The 19,468-nt window shown below is 68.1% G+C and carries 17 protein-coding genes and 1 pseudogene; 12 read left to right on the forward strand and 6 right to left on the reverse strand.

Annotated elements, in window-relative coordinates; translation table 11 throughout:
• Window positions 1-56: 56 nt before the first annotated feature.
• Window positions 57-1,838 carry an IlvD/Edd family dehydratase gene (locus CDO87_RS02235; protein ID WP_100927247.1) on the reverse strand — a complete coding sequence of 594 codons (1,782 nt, stop codon included), beginning with the start codon at window positions 1,836-1,838 and terminating at the stop codon, window positions 57-59.
• A gap of 168 nt (window positions 1,839-2,006) precedes the next feature.
• Between CDO87_RS02235 and CDO87_RS02240 the strand changes: the two genes are divergently transcribed.
• From CDO87_RS02240 to CDO87_RS02250, 3 genes are read left to right on the forward strand one after another with little or no spacing between them, the layout of a single operon-like run.
• A complete protein-coding gene (locus tag CDO87_RS02240) occupies window positions 2,007-2,531 on the forward strand; it encodes a hypothetical protein (RefSeq protein WP_100927248.1) in 525 nt (174 codons plus the stop codon).
• Between the two features lie 3 nt (window positions 2,532-2,534).
• On the forward strand, window positions 2,535-3,230 hold the full coding sequence (locus tag CDO87_RS02245) for an RraA family protein (protein ID WP_100927249.1): 696 nt from the start codon (window positions 2,535-2,537) through the stop codon (window positions 3,228-3,230).
• A 39-nt stretch (window positions 3,231-3,269) separates the two neighbouring features.
• Window positions 3,270-3,734 carry a GNAT family N-acetyltransferase gene (locus tag CDO87_RS02250; protein WP_254698290.1) on the forward strand — a complete coding sequence of 155 codons (465 nt, stop codon included), beginning with the start codon at window positions 3,270-3,272 and terminating at the stop codon, window positions 3,732-3,734.
• Window positions 3,735-3,993: 259 nt separating this feature from the next.
• On the opposite strand, the gene CDO87_RS02255 is transcribed toward CDO87_RS02250, so the two are convergent.
• Window positions 3,994-4,884 carry a phytanoyl-CoA dioxygenase family protein gene (locus tag CDO87_RS02255; protein WP_100927250.1) on the reverse strand — a complete coding sequence of 297 codons (891 nt, stop codon included), beginning with the start codon at window positions 4,882-4,884 and terminating at the stop codon, window positions 3,994-3,996.
• A gap of 101 nt (window positions 4,885-4,985) precedes the next feature.
• Here CDO87_RS02255 and CDO87_RS02260 point away from each other — a divergent pair, with 101 nt between their 5' ends.
• The gene (locus tag CDO87_RS02260) at window positions 4,986-5,990 is read left to right on the forward strand and encodes a LacI family DNA-binding transcriptional regulator (RefSeq protein WP_198521805.1); all 1,005 of its coding nucleotides are present in this window, start codon (window positions 4,986-4,988) and stop codon (window positions 5,988-5,990) included.
• Here the strand turns inward: CDO87_RS02260 and CDO87_RS02265 are convergent.
• Window positions 5,987-6,907, reverse strand: coding sequence for an NAD(P)-dependent oxidoreductase (locus CDO87_RS02265; protein ID WP_254698292.1), 921 nt, complete (start codon window positions 6,905-6,907; stop codon window positions 5,987-5,989). The genes CDO87_RS02260 and CDO87_RS02265 overlap by 4 nt on opposite strands.
• Before the next feature lie 99 nt (window positions 6,908-7,006).
• Window positions 7,007-7,768, reverse strand: a complete 762-nt coding sequence (locus CDO87_RS02270; protein ID WP_100927253.1) for an SDR family oxidoreductase — start codon at window positions 7,766-7,768, stop codon at window positions 7,007-7,009.
• Window positions 7,769-7,929: 161 nt separating this feature from the next.
• On the opposite strand from CDO87_RS02270, the gene CDO87_RS02275 reads away from it, so the two are divergent.
• The 6 genes from CDO87_RS02275 (at window position 7,930) to CDO87_RS02300 (ending at window position 13,804) form a co-directional block, all read left to right on the forward strand.
• The gene (locus CDO87_RS02275) at window positions 7,930-8,529 is read left to right on the forward strand and encodes a LysE family translocator (RefSeq protein WP_100930808.1); all 600 of its coding nucleotides are present in this window, start codon (window positions 7,930-7,932) and stop codon (window positions 8,527-8,529) included.
• On the forward strand, window positions 8,522-9,904 hold the full coding sequence (locus tag CDO87_RS02280; protein ID WP_100927254.1) for an FAD-binding oxidoreductase: 1,383 nt from the start codon (window positions 8,522-8,524) through the stop codon (window positions 9,902-9,904). The genes CDO87_RS02275 and CDO87_RS02280 overlap by 8 nt, the downstream gene beginning before the upstream one ends.
• 85 nt (window positions 9,905-9,989) lie before the next feature.
• Window positions 9,990-11,114: a fumarylacetoacetate hydrolase family protein gene (locus tag CDO87_RS02285; RefSeq protein ID WP_100927255.1), complete on the forward strand. Its 1,125-nt coding sequence runs from the start codon at window positions 9,990-9,992 to the stop codon at window positions 11,112-11,114.
• Window positions 11,111-12,025: a sugar kinase gene (locus tag CDO87_RS02290; protein WP_100927256.1), complete on the forward strand. Its 915-nt coding sequence runs from the start codon at window positions 11,111-11,113 to the stop codon at window positions 12,023-12,025. The genes CDO87_RS02285 and CDO87_RS02290 overlap by 4 nt, the downstream gene beginning before the upstream one ends.
• Window positions 12,022-12,984 carry a D-erythronate dehydrogenase gene (gene denD / locus CDO87_RS02295; RefSeq protein ID WP_100927257.1) on the forward strand — a complete coding sequence of 321 codons (963 nt, stop codon included), beginning with the start codon at window positions 12,022-12,024 and terminating at the stop codon, window positions 12,982-12,984. Before CDO87_RS02290 ends, denD begins: the two co-directional genes overlap by 4 nt.
• 64 nt (window positions 12,985-13,048) lie before the next feature.
• Window positions 13,049-13,804 carry an SDR family NAD(P)-dependent oxidoreductase gene (locus CDO87_RS02300; protein ID WP_100927258.1) on the forward strand — a complete coding sequence of 252 codons (756 nt, stop codon included), beginning with the start codon at window positions 13,049-13,051 and terminating at the stop codon, window positions 13,802-13,804.
• 193 nt (window positions 13,805-13,997) lie between these two features.
• Here CDO87_RS02300 and CDO87_RS02305 read toward each other — a convergent pair.
• Window positions 13,998-14,861, reverse strand: a pseudogene (locus CDO87_RS02305) (2-hydroxyacid dehydrogenase); the annotation flags it as partial.
• A gap of 75 nt (window positions 14,862-14,936) precedes the next feature.
• Window positions 14,937-16,124, reverse strand: coding sequence for a pyridoxal phosphate-dependent aminotransferase (locus CDO87_RS02310; protein WP_100927260.1), 1,188 nt, complete (start codon window positions 16,122-16,124; stop codon window positions 14,937-14,939).
• Between the two features lie 333 nt (window positions 16,125-16,457).
• On the opposite strand from CDO87_RS02310, the gene CDO87_RS02315 reads away from it, so the two are divergent.
• On the forward strand, window positions 16,458-17,369 hold the full coding sequence (locus CDO87_RS02315; RefSeq protein ID WP_100927261.1) for a sugar ABC transporter substrate-binding protein: 912 nt from the start codon (window positions 16,458-16,460) through the stop codon (window positions 17,367-17,369).
• 121 nt (window positions 17,370-17,490) lie between these two features.
• Window positions 17,491-19,425: an ABC transporter permease subunit gene (locus CDO87_RS27475; RefSeq protein WP_308213913.1), complete on the forward strand. Its 1,935-nt coding sequence runs from the start codon at window positions 17,491-17,493 to the stop codon at window positions 19,423-19,425.
• Window positions 19,426-19,468 lie beyond the last annotated feature (43 nt).

A 19,468-nucleotide genomic window follows, 5' to 3' on the forward strand; every position in this document is an offset into this window, starting at 1 on the left:
GGAGGGCGCGCCGGGGGCCCTGCCCCCGGTCCTTCCCGGATCGCGCCCGCCCGGTCTCAGTGGTTGTCGCGGGGCAGGTCCCTGCGGATCTTCTGGTAGGCCGTCGCCAGTTCGAGGCAGCCGCCTTCGGCCAGTTGGCCGACGTGCGTGCGGTAGATCTCCTGCCACGGCGTCTGGTGATGAATCTCCGGCGCCTCCCATGCGTCGATGCGGGCCTGCCACTCTGCCTCGTCCACCAGCGCATCCATGCGCGAGGCGTTGAGGTCCAGCCGCACCCGGTCGCCGGTCTTCAGGTAGGCGAGCCCCCCGCCGACCACCGCCTCGGGCGAGGCGTTCAGGATCGACGGGCTTTCAGAAGTGCCCGACTGCCGCCCGTCGCCCACCGTCGGCAGGTGGTTGATCCCCGCCTTGATGAGCGCGTCCGGCGGTTGCATGTTCACCACCTCGGCCGAGCCGGGATAGCCCACGCAGCCCACGCCGCGGATGAACAGGATCGAATGCTCGTCGATCTCCAGCGAGGCGTCGTTGATCCGGTCGTGGTAATCCTCCGGCCCTTCGAAGACCACGGCCCGGGCCTCGTAGGTGCCCTCCTCGCCCGGCGTCGACAGGAACCGCTTGCGGAAGTCCGGCGAGATCACCGAGGTCTTCATCAATGCGCTGTCGAACAGGTTGCCGGTCAGCACCTTGAAGCCGGCGTTGGTCCGCAGCGGCTCTGCATAGGTGCGGATCACGTCGAGGTCGACGCTTTCCACCCCGGCGAGGTTCACGCCCATGGTGTTGCCCGTGGCGGTCATCGCGCCCTCGTGCAGGCGCCCGGCCTTCATCAGTTCGCCCATGACGGCAGGGACGCCGCCCGCGCGGAAGAAGCTCTCCCCGAGGTATTCACCGGCGGGCTGCATGTTCACCAGAAGCGGCACGTCGAAACCGACCGTCTCCCAGTCCTTCACGTTCAGTTCCACCCCGGCGTGGCGGGCCACCGCCTGCAGGTGCGGCGGCGCGTTGGTCGACCCGCCGATGGCCGCGTTGACGATGATCGCGTTCTCGAAAGCCTCGCGCGTCAGGATGTCGGACGGTTTCAGGTCGTCGAGCACCATCTGCACGATGCGCTTGCCGGTCTCGTAGGCCATGGCCATCCGTTCGCGGAACGGCGCGGGGATCGCCGAGGACCCGGTCAGCGTCATGCCGAGCGCCTCCGCCATGGCGTTCATGGTCGAGGCGGTGCCCATGGTGTTGCAATGCCCCAGCGACGGCGCCGAGGAGCAGACGCGTCCCATGAACTCCTCGTAATCGATCTTGCCTTCGGCCAGCAGCCGACGCGATTCCCAGACGATGGCGCCCGATCCGGCGCGCTTGCCCTTCCACCAGCCGTCCAGCATCGGACCGCCGTTCAGGGCAATGGCCGGGATGTCCACGGTCGCCGCACCCATCAGCTGCGCAGGCGTGGTCTTGTCGCAGCCGGTGGTCAGCACGACGCCGTCGATCGGATACCCGTGCAGCACCTCCACGAGGCTCAGGTACGCTAGGTTGCGGTCCAGCGCCGCGGTCGGGCGCTTGCCGGTTTCCTGGATCGGGTGAACGGGGAATTCCATCGGAATGCCGCCCGCCTCGCGGATGCCCGCCTTGATCCGGTCCATCAGGAAGACGTGGATCTTGTTGCAGGGCGCAATGTCGCTGCCTGTGTTGGCGATCCCGATCACCGGGCGGTCGGACATCAGCTCTTCGCGCGTGTAAGTGCTGTTCTGGTAGCGCTCCACGTAAAGTGCGGTCATGCCCGGGTTGTTCGGATTGTCGAACCACTCCTGGCTACGGAAACGCTTCTTCGCGCGTGTGTCTGACATACTCTTCCCTCCCTTCCCCGTTTCGGGCGATTCCCGGCGCGGGCTTCGCGGCATCCTCGCCATTTGGTATACCAAATGCAAGCACCGCCCTTGACAAGATCGGCCCGCCCCCGTGCTATGCCACCCGGAAAGGGCCGCCGCCCTGCGCGCGCCCCGAGGGAGGACATCATGAACCGTGCGCTGCCCATGCTCGCCGTGGCGTGGCTTGCCCTGCCCGCTTGGGCAGAGGAGCCCCTGACACCGGCCATCGACACCGCGGCCGTGGCCGGATGCGTGGCCGAGGCTCAGGCGCGCAAAGCCGCCCCCGACATCTGCATCGGCCCGACGCTGGCGGGCTGCGGCAGCCTGCCTGCCGACGCCCCGGCGCTGGCCACGCTCTGCTATGACGAGGCGCGCCGCCAGCTGGCGGAGGCCACGGCGACACGGCTGACCCTGCTCGACGATACGGCGCCCGAACCGCTCGCCCTGCGCGCCCGGGTAGAAGCCAAGTACGACCTGCTCTCCGGCCTCCTGCAATGTGACCGGCTGGAGGAACTGGGGCGGCTCGACGACACGCCCGCAGAGGCCCTCGCCCTGCAGAAGACCCGCTGCGAGGCGACCGCCTCCGGCCTCGCCTACATCCGCCTGCTCTGGCGTGTGGCACCGGACGACCAAGACCTGACACCGCCGGACGGCCCGGCCCAAGGAGACTGACCCATGATCGAAGAACCGCCCGTCCTGACCATCGTCGAAGGCGCACCCACTCCGACGCCGGAGCAGATCGCCGCCCTGAAGGGGGTGGAGACCGCCTTCATCTGCGACGCGATGGGCGGGATCGCCGCCATGTCCACCGCCATCGCACCGCTGGGCCTCGGGGAAGAGCTTGACCGCCACGTGGTGGGCCGCGCCCTCGTGGCCGACAGCGGGCCGATGGACATAATGGCGACCCTCGCGGCCGTCAACCTTCTGACGCCGGGTGACGTGGTGGTCCATGCCGCACATGGCCACGGCGGCTGCGCCACCATCGGCGACCAGTTGTCCGGCATGCTGAAGAACGCGGGCGCCGCGGCCTTCGTCACCGACGGGCCGATGCGCGACTTCGACGGCATCCGCGCCACCGGCCTGCCCTGCTGGTGCGCCGGCCTGAACCCGAACTCTCCCTACGCCAACGGCCCCGGCACCCTCGGCGGCGCGGCCGTTGTCGGCGGGCGCGAGGTGGCGACGGGCGACATCATCGTGGCTGACCGCAACGGCGTCGTGGTCATCCCCTACGCCCGGATCGACACGGTGATCGCCAAGGCAAAGGCGGTCGCGCAGATGGAGAAGGAGCTCGAGGTCAAGGTGAAGGACGGCTTCTGCACCCCGCTGGACATCGACGCCATGCTGGCAGACGGTCGCGCGAAGAAGGTGTAGGGGCCGCGCGGGCGGCCCGCCGATCCGGAGAGGCCGCCCTTGCCCCACGACCTGCACATGCCCTGCCGCTTCCGCCCCGCGACCGGGGCCGAAGCCGATACCCTCGCCGACATCCGCGTCGCGGCGATGCGCCCGAGCCTCGAAGCTATCGGGCGCTTCTCGCCGGAGCGCGCCCGCGAACGGTTCCTGAAGGGCTTCGATCCGGCGGACACGACGGTGATCGAATGCGGGGAAGAGATCGCCGGCTTCTTCGTCGTGCGGCGGCGGAAGGATCACCTCTACCTCGACCACCTCTATGTCACGCCGTCCCGCCAGGGCCGCGGACTGGGTTGGCGCGTCGTCTCGGACCTGCAGGCACGGGCCAGTGCCGAAGGGCTGCCGATCCGCCTGATGGCGCTGAACGGCAGCCCTGCCAATGAGTTCTACAAGCGGTGCGGGTTCGAGGTCGTGTCCTCCGACGCGCTCGACACGATCTATGTATGGCAGGCGCGCGCCACGTCCTGAAACGCCCGGGTCCGCTCGGTCAGTTCATGAAACGGCTGCGGCGGCCCTGCCGACCGGCGCGACCTGCTGTCACCAGACCGCATTCCTGAAAGCGGGCCTACCGCCGGATCAGCTGTCGTCGGACACTGGCGGAAAGCCGATAAAATACCGGCATTTCCTGCGGTACTTCGCAGTCCAGTCGCGTCCCAAGGCTCAGGGCCACCAGCCGCCCTTCGCGACAACCTGTAGGGCGGGGCTTCGCGCCGCCCCGCCGCAGCCGTCAGGCAAAGGCGCTCTTCATGCCGCCCGACATCTGTGTCCGGAAGATCGAGGTGTTGTCTTTCGCGGGCGGCAGCGGCATCCGCACCGGCACCTGCTCCAGCCTTGGCGTGAAGCACGGCTCGCCGGTGATGATCCGCTCCTGCAGGTCCGCCCAGAAGCCGCGCTGGCCCAGCCCGTGGATGTAGCTCGACGCGCCCAGAAGCGGCCAGGCATCGGCACTGGCGCATTCGTAGAACAGGATCTTGCGCGCCCGGTCGGACCGGTTCGGGGCCGAACCGTGCAGCGCGCGGACGTGGTGCACCGTCATGTCGCCCGCCTTCCCGGTCAGCGTCACCGCCTTCGACAGATCGAAGTCCGGATCGTCCGGCGACACCGCCCCGCAGAAATACCCGTCGTGGTGGTGCGACAGCACCGGTCCGCGGTGCGAGCCCGGGATCACCATCAGCGGCCCGTTCTCCTCGTCCATGTCCTCCAGCAGCACGCCGAAGGCCAGGAGGTCGTCGTTGGTCGCGGGGTAGAAGGCCCAGTCCTGGTGCCATTCCACCGCCGCCCCGCCGCCCGGCGCCTTGCAGTTCAGCTTCGACGTGTTGATGATCGTCGACGGCCCGAGCAGATCGTTCAGCACCTCCGTCACCCGCGACGCCGTCAAAAGCTGCCAGAAGAACGGATCGTTCCGGTGGGGCAGCTTCACCCGGGTCAGGCGCGGGGTCTCTGCCGAATGCCCCTTGTCGAGATCGTAGAGCTCGTCGCTCTCCGTCACGCTGCGTGATCCTTCGATCCAGTCGGTGACGATGGACTGCGCCCGGGACAGCTCCTCCGCCGTCAGCACGCTTTCGGCCTTCAGGTATCCGTTTTCGGCGTAAAACGCCTTCTGTGCCTCCGTCAGCATCCGCGCTCCTCCCTGCGTCCGACTCGATGGTACCGATACCACCGTTTCATGGTATCGGTACCATCGCTACAGCAAAGGTGTCAAACGCGGACGGGACAGGCATGACGGAACAACGGAAATGGGTGACGATGGGCGACGTGGCGCGCCAAGCGGGCGTGGGCAAGATCACCGTCAGCCGCGCCCTGCGCACCCCCGGCAAGGTCAGCCCCGACACGCTGACCCGCGTCATGACGGCGGTCCGGGACCTGGGCTACGTCCGGGACGAAACCGCCGGCGCCCTGTCCTCGCAGCGTTCACGCATCGTCGGCGCGCTCGTATCGACGCAGGAACAGTCGGTCTTTGCCACCACCATTCGCGGGCTGGAGGAAGGCCTGCGCGACGGCGGCCTGCAACTTCTGCTCGCCAGCACGGGCTACGCGCCCGAGACGGAGGCCGCGCTGATCGCCACCCTGCTGGGCCGCCGCCCCGACGCGCTGGTGCTGACCAGTTCGCTGCACACGCCAGAGGCGCGGCGCCTGCTGGACGGGGCGGGCCTGCCGGTGTTCGAACTCTGGGAGCTGCCGGAGGATCCGGTCTTTGCCGCCGTGGGGTTTTCCAACCGGGCCGCGAGCCGTGACATGACCCGCCACCTCGCGGACAAGGGCCGCGAAAGGATCGCCTTCCTGCGCACCGACCGTCCCGCCGACACGCGGGCGGAGATGCGACAGCAGGGTTATCTGGACGTGGTGGCAGAGCCGCGCATCCTTGCCGTGCCCCCCGATCCCGGCCTCACCGGCCCGGACTACGGCGCGCAGGGGCTGGCGCGTATCCTCGACCGCTGGCCCGACACCGACGCGGTGGTCTGCGTGTCGGACACGCTGGCGCTCGGCGCCTGGTGCGAGGCGATGCGGCGCGGCCTTCCGGTGCCGCAGAGGCTTGCGCTGACGGGCTTCGGCGACACCGACTTTGCCGGGGAGTCGGGCATCGGCCTGACCACGGTACGGGTCGACGGCGACACCATCGGGCGCACCGCCGCCGCGATGATCCTCGACGCCACGGCGGGCGAGGACATCCCCCGCCGCACCGTCGATCTCGGTTACACGCTGATGCTGCGCGGGACGGCCTAGCGGCCCTTCGCCGCTTCCTCCGCCATCTCGACCCCGTTCAGCCGCGCCACGTGGTCGGCCAGCCACGGCACGTAATCCTGCGCATGGCCGATGGCCTCGGCATGGACGAAGTACTGCCGCGCGGCGCCCAGCATCAGCGTCATCACGTCGGCCTCCGCCGCCATCGAACCCGCATACTTCAGGTCCTTCGACGCGTTGGCGATGGAGAACTTGTGCACCTCGCGCTCCCCGTCGACGACGCAGCGCATGAAGGTGTCGAAGAAGCCGTTGCCCAGCCGCGAGGACCCGATGACCTTCTGCACCATCTTCGGCGGGATGCCCGCCTTGGCGCCCAGCACCGTGACCTCCGCATAAAGCGCGGCGTAGCCCATCGAGATGGTGTTCATCAGGAGCTTCATCTTGTGGCCCGCGCCGACACCGCCCACGCGGTTGATGTTGCCCGCCCAGCACTCGATCACCGGCAGCACGCGGGCAAAGACCTCCTCGTCCGCGCCCACCATCGCGTCGAGCGTGCCTTCCTCGGCTTCCTTCGGGGTCCGGCCCAGCGGCGCATCGACGAAATGCCCGCCCTTCTCGGCCAGTTCCGCCGCCAGCACCATGGTGGAGGTCGGGTCGGCCGTGGTGCAATCCACCACGATCAGCCCCTCGCGCGCCCCGGCCAGCAGCCCGTCCTCGCCGCGGAAAACCGATTCCACCTGCGGCGAGTTCGACAGGCAGATGTGGACGATGTCGCACTGTTCCGCCATCTCGCGCGGGCTTGCCGCCTCGGTCGCGCCCATGCCCACGAGGCTCTCCACCGGCGTGCGGTTGCGGTTGCCCTTGACCATCATTGGATGGCCGTTCTGCAGGATGTTCTTGGCCATCCCGTGCCCCATGTAGCCCAGCCCGATGAAGCCGACCTTTGCCTTGTCCGACATATCCATTCCTCCCATGTCGCTGAAATTTCTGCGCCTGCGGGCTGGCGGGCGGGCGCCTTTGCGTCAGCAAACAGTGCCGTCCGCCAGCCCCGCGATCCGTTACAGCCGCGCGGTGATCCCCCCGTCCACGTACAGGACGTGGCCGTTCACGAAACTCGCCGCGTCCGAGCAGAGGAACACGCAGGCGCCTGCCAGCTCCTCCACCCTGCCCCAGCGGCCCTGCGGCGTGCGTTCCTCCAGCCAGCGGCAGAACTCCGGGTTCTCCACCAGCGCCTTGTTCAGCGGCGTGTCGAAATAGCCCGGCGCGATGGCGTTGACGTTCAGCCCCTTCGGCGCCCAGTCCGTCGACATGCCCTTCGTCAGGTTCGCCACCGCCCCCTTCGAGGCTGTGTAGGGCGCGATGCCCGGCCGCGCCTGCAAGGTCTGGACCGAGGCGATGTTGACGATCCGGCCCGCACCGCGCCCGATCATGTGGCGCGCGCAGGCCTGCCCCACGTAGAAGGCCGAGGCCACGTTGGTCCGCATCAGCCGGTCGAAGATCTCCGGCGGGAACTCCTCCAGCGGCGCGCGGTGCTGCATGCCGGCGTTGTTGATCAGGATGTCGATGGCGCCCGTTCCGGCCTCGAATCCGTCGACCGCCTCCCGCGCCGCCGCCGCGTCCGTCACGTCGAAGGGCAGCACCTCGACCTCCGCCCCCTCGCCGCGCAGCACCTCTGCCGCCGCCTCCAGTTTCTCCACGCCGCGCGCGTTCAGCACGAGCGATGCGCCCGCCTGCGCCAGCCCGCGCGCCAGTGCGAAACCGATCCCCATGGAGGCGCCCGTGACAAGCGCCCTCCGGCCCGACAAGTCGAAAAGTCCCATGTTCCTCCCGGCGGTCTGTCTTCGCGCGTTGACATCCCTGCGCCCAGCCGCTTTGTTCCAAATGGTATACCATCCGCGAAGCGATGCAACCCGAGGTGCGCGAAGACGCCCCGCTCGCGATGGTCACCGGAGGACCACATGCCACACACGACAGGCGCGCGATGCTGACCTTCGCCGCCGCCGTCTTCTTCCTGATCGTGACACCCGGACCCGGCGTGCTCTCGACCGCCGGGCTGGGCGCCGCCTACGGCTTCCGCGCCGGACTGCGCTATCTGATCGGCCTGTTCATCGGGACGAACCTCGTGGCGCTGGCGGTGATCTCCGGCGTCGCGGCCATCGTGCTGTCGGTGCCGGTGATCCGCTGGGTTCTCATGGTGGCCTCCATCGGATATCTCCTGTTCCTCGCCTCGCGCATCGCCTTCGCAGGCTCGCGCCTCGCCTTCATCGAGGCCAAGGCCCCGCCGGCCATAGGCGCCGGCATCCTGCTGCAGGCGATCAACCCCAAGGCCTATGCCGTCAACACCACGCTCTTCGCCGGCTTTCCCTTCGCCCCCGACAATCTCGTGTTCGAGACCGTGGCCAAGCTCCTGATCGTCAACACGATCTGGATTCCGATCCACCTCGGCTGGCTCTTCGCCGGGGCTTCGCTGCACCGCCTCAACCTCTCCGACCGCAGCCAGCGGATCATCAACATCGCGATGGCCGCCTCCATGCTGCTGGTCGTCGCCCTTGCCCTCTATTCCGGCCTGAAGAATGCCTGACACATTGCACACCAACGCCCTCACCCGTCTCACCGCCCTGCTCGGAGACCGGCTCGTCACCTCGGAGGCCGACCGCCGCCTGCACGGCCAGAACGAGACCTACTACCCCAACACCCCGCCCGACGCGGTGGCCTACCCGGAGACGACCGCCGAGGTCTCGGAGATCGTGAAGATCTGCGCCGACACCGGCACGCCCGTCACCCCCTACGGCGCCGCCAGTTCGCTGGAAGGACAGCACCTCGCCGTCCAAGGCGGCATCAGCCTCGATTTCGCGCGGATGAACCGGCTGCTTTCTGTCTCCGCCGAGGACCTGCTCTGCACCGCGCAGCCCGGCCTGACCCGCAAGCGCCTGAACGAGGACCTGCGCGACACCGGGCTCTTCTTCTCCGTCGATCCCGGCGCCGATGCCTCGCTGGGCGGCATGGCCGCCACCCGCGCCTCCGGCACCACCGCCGTCCGCTACGGCACCATCCGAGAGAACATCCTCGCGCTCGAGGCGGTGATGGCGGACGGCACGATCATCCGCACCGGGTCGGAGGCGCGCAAGTCCGCCACCGGCTACGACCTCACGCACCTGCTGATCGGGTCGGAGGGCACGCTGGGCATCATCACCGAGCTGACGCTCCGCCTGCACGGCCTGCCCGAATCCGTCGCCGCCGCCACCTGCCGCTTCGCGTCCGTCGAGGACGCGGTGAACTGCGTGATCCTGACGATCCAGTCCGGCCTGCCCATGGCGCGCATCGAACTGCTGGACCACATGATGGTGCGCGGCTTCAACCGCTACGCCCAGGCCGACCTGCCGGAAGAACCGCACCTCTTCCTCGAATTCCACGGCTCGGAGGCCGGCGTGGCCGAACAGTCCGCCGCCTTCCGCGAGATCGCCGCAGACTTCGGCGCCTCGGGCTGGAAGGACGCCGTGAAGGCCGAGGACCGCAACGCGCTCTGGGCCATGCGCCACAGCGCGCATTACGCATCGGCCGCGCTCGGCGAAGGCCGCCACATCTGGCCCACCGACACCTGCGTGCCGATCTCGAAACTGGCGGAGGCGGTGACATGGGCGCAGACCCGCGCCGCCGAGATCGGGCTGACGGCCACCATCGTCGGCCACGTCGGCGACGGCAACTTCCACGTGGGCCTCTCCGTCGATCCCGAAAACCCGGCCGAGATGGCGCGCGCCCATGACTACACCCACGCGCTGGGAGAGATGGCGCTGCGCCTGCGCGGCACGGTCAGCGGCGAACACGGCATCGGCATCGGCAAGCAGGATTTCATGACCGAGGAACACGGCCCCGCCGTCCCCTTCATGCGCGCCATCAAGCAGGCGCTCGACCCCGGGGGCATCCTGAACCCCGGCAAGTTGCTCCCGCCCGCCTGACATGCGACACCCTGAGTTTTCGGACGAAAACTCTGCCCCTTCAGGACTTTTCGAAGAAAAGTCCTCTGCCACGGAAAGACGACTGATGACACTGAGAAACCCCGACCCCAAAGGCACCTTCCTCGCCCGCGTCCTGCGCCCCGGCACAGGCCCCTGCATCGCCCGCCTCGACGGCGACACGCTGGTGGACATCACCTCGAAGACCGCGCCGACGATGCGCGACCTGCTCGAACTCGACGACCCGCTGGCCCATGTCCGCGCGGCAGAGGGCGAGAGCTTCGCCACCCTCGCCGACATCGGCACCGGCGGCCTGGAGCTGCTCGCCCCCTGCGACCTGCAGGTGGTCAAGGCCTCCGGCGTCACCTTCGCCCAGTCCATGGTCGAACGCGTGATCGAGGAGCAGGCCGCCGGCGATCCCGACCGGGCGGAGGCGATCCGCACCCGGGTCGGGCGGATCATCGGCGACAGCCTCGCGGGCCTCGTGCCCGGCTCCGAGAAGGCGGCGGAGGTCAAGAAGGTCCTGCAGGCCGAGGGCCTCTGGTCGCAGTACCTCGAGGTCGGCATCGGCCCGGACGCGGAGGTCTTCACCAAGTGCCCCACCCTCGCCGCCGTGGGCCATGGCGCCGACGTGGGCCTGCACCCCATGTCGCGCTGGAACAACCCCGAACCGGAGGTCGTGCTGGCCGTCACGTCGAAGGGCGACATCGTCGGCGCCACGCTGGGCAACGACGTCAACCTGCGCGACGTCGAGGGCCGTTCCGCCCTGCTGCTGGGCAAGGCCAAGGACAACAACGCCTCCGCCTCCGTCGGGCCCTTCCTGCGGCTCTTCGACGAGACCTACGGCATGGCGGATGTCGAATCCGCCGAACTCACCCTGACGGTCGAGGGCGAGGACGGCTACACGCTCAACGGCAGTTCGTCGATGTCGAAGATCTCGCGCCCGCCCGCCTCCATCGTCGGGCAGACCATCGGCAAGCACCACCAGTACCCCGACGGCTTTTTCCTCTACCTCGGCACGCTCTTCGCGCCGACCGAGGACCGCGACACCAAGGGCCAGGGCTTCACGCACAAGGTGGGCGACGTGGTGACCATCGCCGAGCCGAAGCTCGGCGCGCTGACCAACACCGTGCGGCTTTCGACCGACTGTGCGCCCTGGACCTTCGGCGTGGCGGCCCTGATGCGCAACCTCGCACAAAGGGGGCTTCTGTGAACTTCCTCTCCATCGGAGAAATCATGGTCGAACTGGCGCCCGCGGGCGAAGGGCTGCTGCGGCAGGGCTTTGCCGGGGACACGTTCAACACCGCATGGTACGCCCGCCGCCTGCTGCCGCCCGGCTGGACGGTCAGCTACGGCACGGTGATCGGCGAGGATGCGGTGTCCGAGGACATGGCCCGCTTCATATCCGGCGAAGGGCTGTCGACCGACGCGCTGGCCCGCCACCCCGACCGCACCGTCGGGCTCTACATGATCTCGCTGAAGGACGGCGAGCGGAGCTTTTCCTACTGGCGCGGCCAGTCGGCGGCAAAGACGCTGGCCGACGATCCGGCGCGGCTGGCGGACATGCTGAAGGGCCGCGACAACATCCATTTCTCCGGCATCACGCTGGCGATCCTGCCCTCCGAGGCGCGCCGCACCTTCTGCGATGCGCTCGCCACCGCGCGGGCCGAAGGCGCGCACATCAGCTTCGACACCAACCTCCGGCCCCGCCTCTGGGAAGGGACCGACGCCATGCGCGACGGCCTGACGCTCGGCGCCTCCGTCGCCGACACCGTGCTGCCCTCCTTCGACGAGGAACAGACCGTCTTCGACGACAAGACGCCCGAGGACACCATCGCCCGCTACGCCAATGGCGGCGCCACCTGCGTTGCGGTCAAAAACGGCGGCGCGGCGGTGACCGCATGGGCGTCCTCCGAAGGCAGCGCCGAAATCGCCCCGCCCCGCGTCGAGCAGGTCGTGGACAGCACGGCAGCCGGCGACAGCTTTGCCGCGGGCTTCCTCTGCGCGCGGGCCGAAGGGGCATCCGCGGCCGAGGCGGCCCACCGCGCGGCGGACCTCGCCTCGCGGGTCATCCAATATCGCGGCGCGCTTGCGCCGGCCATCTTCACGGGAGACGAGACATGAACATCCTCATCATCGGCGGCGCGGGTGTCGTCGCCAGAAAACTCGCACGCGCCCTCGCGGACAAGGGCACCCTGCGCGGCAAGGACATCAGCAAACTGACGCTGGCCGACATCGGCGAGGCCGAGACGGTCGACGCGCCCTTCCCGGTCGAGACCGCGCAATGCGACATCACCGATCCGGCCTCCGTCGCGAAGATCATCACCGAAGAGACCGACGTCATCTACCTGCTCGCCGCCGTCGTTTCGGCCCATGCCGAGGAGGACTTCGACTTCGGCTACAAGGTCAACATGTTCGGCACGCTGAACGTGCTGGAGCGCTGCCGCGCGCTGGGGACGAAGCCCGTTCTGGTCTTCACCTCCTCCATCGCCGTTTTCGGCGGCGAGGTGCCGCAGCCGTTCCACGACCATTCCGCGCTCAACCCGCAGATCAGCTACGGCGCGCAGAAGGCCATCGGCGAACTGCTGGTCAACGACTACACCCGGCGCGGCTTCATTGACGGGCGCGGTTTCCGTCTGCCGACGATCTCCGTCCGGCCCGGCAAGGCCAACCGCGCGGCCTCGTCCTTCATGTCCTCGATCTTCCGCGAGCCGCTGCAGGGCCAGGAAGCGGTCTGCCCGGTCGACGAGGCGTTTCCGCATTTCTACCTCTCGCCGAAGCAATGCGCGCTGAACCTCGTGACCGGCGCCGAGATCCCGGCCGAGGACCTCGGGCTCTGCCCGACCATGACCATGCCGGGCCGGGTCTGGACGATCCGCCAGATGATCGACGCGATGACCGCCGTCGCCGGGCCCGAGCCGGCCAAGCTGATCCGCTGGGAGGAACAGCCCGAGATCGCGCATATCCTCAAGGGCTGGCGGCTCGACGTCCGCCCGCAGAAGGCCGAGCGCCTGGGCCTGAAGGCCGACGACAGCTTCGAGGACAACATCCGCTACTTCCTGGAAGAGGACATCGTGCGCTGACCCGGCGCACGATCCCCGAAGCTCACCAACGCCACAGGACCACCACACCCCGAAAGGAGTGCACATGCCCGATTTTGCCATCTACCCGAGCCTGAAAGGCAAGTCCGTCCTCGTCACCGGCGGCGCCTCCGGCATCGGCGCCGAGATAGTGAAGGCCTTCGCCGCGCAGGGCGCGCGCGTGGGTTTCGTCGATTTCGACGAGAAGACCGCCGAGGCGCTGGTCGCCGATACCGAGGGCGAGCTGGCCTTCGAACCCTGCGACCTGCGCGACATCGACCAGCTCCGCGCGGCCTTTGCCCGGATCGCCGACCGCATCGGCGCGCCGACCGTGCTGGTCAACAACGCCGCCCGCGACGACCGCCACGGCTGGGAAGACGTGACGCCCGAGTACTGGGACGAACGCTTTGCCACCAACTTCCGGCACATGTTCTTTGCGATCCAGGCGGTGGTGCCGGGCATGATCGAGGCCGGCGGCGGTTCGATCATCAACATGGGGTCGAATTCGTGGTGGGAGAAATCCACCGGCATGCCCGCCTACACGGCCGCGAAGTCCGCCGTGCACGGGCTGACGCGGTCCTCGGCCAAGGAGTTCGGCAAGCACCGCATCCGGGTCAACGCCGTGGTGCCCGGCTGGGTCATGACGGAGCGCCAGAAGGAGCTCTGGGCCACGCCGGAAAAGCTGGACGAACACCTCAAGGGCCAGTGCCTGCCCGACCTGATCGAGCCGGTCTACCTCGCCCGGATGGTGCTGTTCCTCGCGTCTGACGATTCCGCCATGTGCACGGCCAGCAACTTCTTCGTCGAGGCCGGGTCCGTGTGAGGCGCGGGGGAGGGGGCGCCGCCCCCCTCTTGGCCTGACGGCCAATTCACCCCCCGAGGTATTTTCCGCCAAGATGAAGGTGGAGGTCGTGCTTTCGGGGGAGAGGGGTTGTGTCGGGCGGTTGACGGTTCGCGCCCCGCTGTCGCGGGCCTGGCCGGGCGGCGGCCATCTTGGGCACCGCCCGGCAGAGGGGTCAGTTGACCGGCGTGACGAGGTCCTTGCCTTCGAGGAAGGCGGTGATGTTGGCCAGTTGCAGCTCGGCCATGGCGCGGCGCGTTTCCACCGTGCCGGAGCCCTGGTGCGGCTGCAGGTGCACGTTCTTCAGCTTGCGGAAGCGCGGGTCGATGTCGGGTTCGTTCAGGAAGACGTCGAGCGCCGCGCCGCGCAGCTGGCGCTTCTCGAGCGCATCGAGGAGCGCGCCCTCGTCCACCGTGGTGCCGCGCGAGATGTTGACCACCACGCCCTCGGACCCCAGCGCCTCGAGCGCCTCCGCCCCGACGAAGTTGCGGGTCTCCTCGCCGCCGACCAGCGCGATCACCAGCCAGTCCACCGCACCGGCCAGAGAGACCACGTCGGAGTGGAAGGTCCAGCCCGGTGTCTCCTTCTCGGAGCGGGCGAAGTAGTGGATGTCCATCTTGAAGGCCGCCAGACGGTCCGCGATCTCGCGCCCGATGCGGCCCAGGCCCACGATGCCCACGGTGCCACCCGACATCTTGCGGTTCAGCGGCAGCGACTGCTGCGCCCATCCGCCCGAGATGGTCAGCGCGTGGCCGCGGACCATGTCGCGCGAGAAGGCCAGCATCATGCCCACCGCCAGGTCTGCCACATCGTCGTTCAGCACGTCGGGCGTGTTCGTCACCGCGACGCTGCGGGCCGAGGCCGCGTCCACGTCGATGGCGTCGTAGCCCACGCCGAAGTTCGCGATCAGGCCAAGGTTCGGCAGGGCGTCCATCGCCTCCGGACCGAAGGGGGTGTGGCCCTTGAAGGCCACCGCCCGCACTTCCGTCCGGAGCGTGGTGTCCATCCCGGCGATGTCCTCGGGGAGGACACGAAGGCGGCGGCATGGGCACCGGCGAGACGCCCGCGCTCTTCCTCGGTGAATGCGTTGCCGACGATCAGCAGATTGGTCATGTTATTTTTCCTTTCTGGCCTCCAGCAGGCCGCGGATGCGGCGCAGGGCCTCTTCTATGTTCTCGGTCGAATTGGCGTAGGAGAAGCGCAGGTAGCCCTCTCCGTACGCGCCGAAGGAGGTGCCGGCGACCGTGGCCACGCCTCCTTCCTCAAGGAACAGCGTCTGCGCCTCCATGGCGGAAAGACCAGTCCCCTCGATATTGGGGAAGGCGTAGAACGCGCCCGCCGCGTCGGCGCAGCGCACCCCCGGCAGCGCGTTCAGCCCGTCGACGATCACCTTGCGGCGGGTGTCGAAGGCCTCGTTCATCGCGGCGACCTCGTCCTGCGGGCCTTCCAGCGCGGCGATGCCGGCGAACTGCGTTGCGGCGTTCACGCACGAGTGGTCGTTGACGCAGAGCCGGGTGACATGCTCCACCAGCTGTTCCGGCCAGACCGCGTAGCCCAGCCGCCAGCCGGTCATGGCGTAGCGCTTCGACCAGCCGTCGAGCACGATCAGCCGGTCGCGGATCTCCGGGTATTGCAGCAGCGAGACGTGCTGGCGCCCGCCGTAGAGCATCGTCGAGTAGATCTCGTCCGACAGGATCGCGACGTGCGGGTGTTCTGCCAGACCGGCGACCAGCTTGTCGACCTCTTCCTTCGGCGTGACACCGCCGGTCGGGTTCGCGGGCGAGTTGATGATGATCAGCCGGGTCGCGGGCGTGATCTGGGCCAGCACCTCCTCGGCGGAGAAGGCAAAGCCGTTCTCTTCCTTCAGGGCCATCGGCACGGCCTTGGCGCCGCTGTACCGGATGACCGACTCGTAGATCGGGAAGCCGGGGTTGGGATAGATGATCTCGGCCCCCGGTTCGCCGAACATCAGGACGGCGAAGAACATCGTGGGCTTGCCGCCCGGCACGACGACCACGTGATCGGGGTTCACCTCGACGCCGTGGCGCCTGTCCAGATCGGCGGCCACCGCCGAGCGGAGCTGCGGCAGGCCGTTGGCCGGGGTGTAGCCATGGGCGCCGTCGTGCAACGCCTTCACCGCCGCCTCGACGATGTGGTCGGGCGTGCGGAAATCGGGCTGGCCGATCCCGAGGTTGATGATGTCACGCCCCTGGGCGACCAGCGCACCTGCGCGTGCCAGCACCACGAAAGCCGATTCAGTTCCGAGCCGCGACATCCCCGCGGCAAGCGTCAGTTGCGCCATGTGTCCTCCCCCGGCCATCGCCTCGCGACCGTTCGGAAATCTGGTATACCGGTTTGCCGGGGTTTGAAAGCCTCTCCGCCCGGCGGCACCCGGCCCGCAGCCGTGATGGATTTCATCACGGGCTAGCTGTAATTCCATCAGGCTTGCAAGAATCTATCACGACCCAGCCCGGCACGGCTTGCCGTGGCGTCCCCCAGTCGTTAGCGATAGCACAGCGCGGGTGACAGGTTGTCGCGGCGCTGCTAACGTCCCGATGTTCCGTTCCGCCATGGGAGGGCGAGGACGGTCAACACGGCCCGCCAAGGGGCCGGACAACAGTTGGAGGAGACATCCATGAAGAATATCCTGCTCACGGCCACCGCCGTTGTGGCACTTGCCGCACCGGCATTCGCCGAGCGTTACGTCATGATCACCCACACCCAGGGCACCGACCCGTTCTGGCCGGTCGTCGAGAAGGGTGGCAAGGACGCCGCCGCCGCCGTGGGCGCCGAACTGGAATACAACTACGACGCATCCGGCGACATGTCCGCGATGGCCAAGCTGATCGAGGCGGCCGCCGCGACCCAGCCCGACGGCATCATCGTCTCGCTGCCCGACGCCGATGCGCTTGGCGGCGCGATCAAGGGTGCGGTGGATTCCGGCATCCCGGTCATCACGATCAACTCCGGCCTCGAGGCGTCGAAGGAAGTGGGCGCGCTGATGCACATCGGCCAGCCGGAGAAGCTCGCGGGCCAGGCCGCAGGTGAGCGCGCCAAGGAAGAAGGCGTGACCAAGCCGCTCTGCCTCAACCAGGAAGCCTACAACACCGCGCTCGCGGACCGTTGCCAGGGCTACTTCGACGCGATGGGCATGGACCTGAACATGATCGACGTGTCGAACGACGTGGCGCAGATCAAGACCCGCACCGCGGCCGCACTGCAGGCGGACGAGTCGATCGACGGCCTGCTGGCCACCGGCCCACACGTCTGCGAAGCCGCAGCCGCCGCGGTCGAGGAAGTGGGCGCCGACGTGCACCTCTCCTGCTTCGACCTCTCTCCGGGCGTGATGAACCTGATCGAGGCGGGCCAGGTCGCCTACACCATCGACCAGCAGCAGCGCCTGCAGGGCTACCTGCCGGTGATCTTCCTGCATCTCTACAACACCAACGCGGGCATGCTGCCGGGCTCCGACGTGCCCTCCGGTCCGGGCTTCGTCGATGCGTCGAACGCAGGCGACGTGGCAGACCAGGCCGGCGTGAACCGCTGAGGCACCGGCACTGTTTGTAAGGTGACAATGGGGGGACAGACGGACAACCGCCTGTCCCTCTTCTTGCAAGAGACCTTGCCCGTCGGGAGGACGGGACCCAATCGACAAAAAGGGGGACAGGATGTCTGATCGCAGCGAAGCGGACAGGCTTGTGAGGGAATCCGGGCTTCAGAGACTGCTCCGGCGGCCCGAAGTCGGCGCGTTCAGCGTGATGCTGGTGATCGTCGTGGCACTCGCCATCGCCTCGGATTTCAAGGCCTTCAATCCGCTCGGCCTCAAGAACAACATCGCCATCGTCGCACAGTACGGCATCATCGCCACCGGCGCCGCCGCCCTGATGATCGCAGGCGAATTCGACCTTTCCATCGGCTCCATGATCGGCTTCACCGGGATGATCATGGCCATGGTGCTGAAATACGGCTTCCTGCCGCTGGGCATCCCGCCCGGCCTGCCCGTGGCCGCCTTCCTGATCGCGCTCACCGCGGCGCTCTTCCTCGGCTGGGTGATCGGCACGATCGTGGTCCGGTCGGGGCTGTCGTCCTTCATCGTGACGCTGGCGTTCCTGTTCTTCCTGCGCGGGGCGACCGAGGCCTCCTACCGGCTGATCAACCAGTCGACGCAGATCTCCGGCCTGCAGGACTTCAAGGAAACCTCCTGGTTCGCCAACATCCTCGGCGGCGAGGTCTTCGGCTGGTTCTACGACGCGTGGTTCATGCTGGGCGGCAACCTCAACCGCCGCGGCGAACAGTGGGTCACAGGCTTCGACGCGCGCTTCCTGTGGTGGCTGGTGATCGCAGGCGTGGCGTGGTTCGTCCTGTCGCGCACCCAGCTCGGCAACTGGATCTACGCCACCGGCGACGACAAGAACGCGGCCCGCGCCAACGGCGTTCCCACCAACAAGGTGAAGATCGGCCTGTTCATGTTCACCGCCTTCTGCGCCACCATGTTCGCCGCCTGCCAGGTGTTCGACACCAACACCGCGGACGCCGCCAAGGGCAACCTGCTTGAGCTTTTCGCCATCGCCATCGCCGTTGTCGGCGGCACGCTGATGACCGGCGGCTTCGGCTCCATCCTGGGCGTGGCCTTCGGGGCGATCACCGTGGGGCTCGTGGCAAACGCCGTGTTCTTCATCCCGTGGATCGACGGGTCGTGGTTCCGCGTCTTCGTGGGCACCATCCTGCTGGCCGCGGTCTTCGCCAACGAACGCATCCGCAAGCGCATCACGGGGGGATATGATGACTGTCACCGTCCAGACACCGACGACCCGGAACAGGGAGTGCGCGACATGACCGAACCCTATCTCCGCGTCGAGAACGTCATCAAGAAGTTCGGCCCCTTCACCGCGCTGAACGGCGTCAACCTCGAGGTCTACCCCGGCGAAGTGCACGCGCTTCTGGGCGACAACGGCGCCGGCAAGTCCACCCTCATCAAGACGCTGGCGGGGGTGCACGAACCGACCTCCGGCCAGCTCTATATCGAGGGCAAGCCGGTCAACTTCCGCTCGCCACGCGATGCGACGGCCGCTGGCATCGGCACGGTCTACCAGGACCTCGCGCTGAACCAGCTCATGTCGGTGACGCGCAACTTCTTCATGGGGCGCGAACTGAAGGGGCCGCTCGGCACGATGCGCATGTCCGAGATGGACCAGATCGCCCATGACGAGATGGCCAAGATCGGCATCAACTTCTCCGATCCGACGCAGGCCGTGGGCACCATGTCCGGCGGCCAGCGCCAGACCCTCGCCATCGCGCGCGCCATCTACTTCGGCGCCCGCGTGCTGATCCTGGACGAACCGACCTCGGCGCTGGGCCAGAAGCAGCAGATGGAAGTGCTGAAGACGATCATGCGGGTGAAGAAGCGCGGCGACATCGCCATCATCTTCATCACCCACAACGAGATCCACTCCCAGCTCGTGGGCGACCGCTTCACCTTCCTCGCCCTCGGCGAAGTCATCGGCTCCGGCAGGAAGGGCGAGCTGACCCACGACGAGATCCGCCGCCTGATGGCCGGCGGGACAGAGATGAAGGACCTCGCGGGCGAACTCGCCGCGATCTGACGTATCCCTTTTAGACAGGCGCAAGGGCGGGGCCACGGTCCCG

Origin of the sequence: Sagittula sp. P11 (assembly GCF_002814095.1) — a bacterium.
In the GTDB taxonomy this organism is placed as follows: domain Bacteria; phylum Pseudomonadota; class Alphaproteobacteria; order Rhodobacterales; family Rhodobacteraceae; genus Sagittula.

What these genes read in the sequence shown, in the direction of transcription:
- CDO87_RS02235 (WP_100927247.1), bottom strand. Translation starts at nt 1,838, where the DNA reads ATGTCAGACACACGCGCGAAGAAGCGTTTCCGTAGCCAGGAGTGGTTC.
- CDO87_RS02255 (WP_100927250.1), bottom strand. Translation starts at nt 4,884, where the DNA reads ATGCTGACGGAGGCACAGAAGGCGTTTTACGCCGAAAACGGATACCTG.
- CDO87_RS02260 (WP_198521805.1), top strand. Translation starts at nt 4,986, where the DNA reads ATGACGGAACAACGGAAATGGGTGACGATGGGCGACGTGGCGCGCCAA.
- CDO87_RS02310 (WP_100927260.1), bottom strand. Translation starts at nt 16,124, where the DNA reads ATGGCGCAACTGACGCTTGCCGCGGGGATGTCGCGGCTCGGAACTGAA.
- CDO87_RS02280 (WP_100927254.1), top strand. Translation starts at nt 8,522, where the DNA reads ATGCCTGACACATTGCACACCAACGCCCTCACCCGTCTCACCGCCCTG.
- CDO87_RS02315 (WP_100927261.1), top strand. Translation starts at nt 16,458, where the DNA reads ATGAAGAATATCCTGCTCACGGCCACCGCCGTTGTGGCACTTGCCGCA.
- CDO87_RS02240 (WP_100927248.1), top strand. Translation starts at nt 2,007, where the DNA reads ATGAACCGTGCGCTGCCCATGCTCGCCGTGGCGTGGCTTGCCCTGCCC.
- denD (WP_100927257.1), top strand. Translation starts at nt 12,022, where the DNA reads ATGAACATCCTCATCATCGGCGGCGCGGGTGTCGTCGCCAGAAAACTC.
- CDO87_RS02285 (WP_100927255.1), top strand. Translation starts at nt 9,990, where the DNA reads ATGACACTGAGAAACCCCGACCCCAAAGGCACCTTCCTCGCCCGCGTC.
- CDO87_RS02265 (WP_254698292.1), bottom strand. Translation starts at nt 6,907, where the DNA reads ATGTCGGACAAGGCAAAGGTCGGCTTCATCGGGCTGGGCTACATGGGG.
- CDO87_RS27475 (WP_308213913.1), top strand. Translation starts at nt 17,491, where the DNA reads ATGTCTGATCGCAGCGAAGCGGACAGGCTTGTGAGGGAATCCGGGCTT.
- CDO87_RS02300 (WP_100927258.1), top strand. Translation starts at nt 13,049, where the DNA reads ATGCCCGATTTTGCCATCTACCCGAGCCTGAAAGGCAAGTCCGTCCTC.
- CDO87_RS02275 (WP_100930808.1), top strand. Translation starts at nt 7,930, where the DNA reads ATGCTGACCTTCGCCGCCGCCGTCTTCTTCCTGATCGTGACACCCGGA.
- CDO87_RS02245 (WP_100927249.1), top strand. Translation starts at nt 2,535, where the DNA reads ATGATCGAAGAACCGCCCGTCCTGACCATCGTCGAAGGCGCACCCACT.
- CDO87_RS02270 (WP_100927253.1), bottom strand. Translation starts at nt 7,768, where the DNA reads ATGGGACTTTTCGACTTGTCGGGCCGGAGGGCGCTTGTCACGGGCGCC.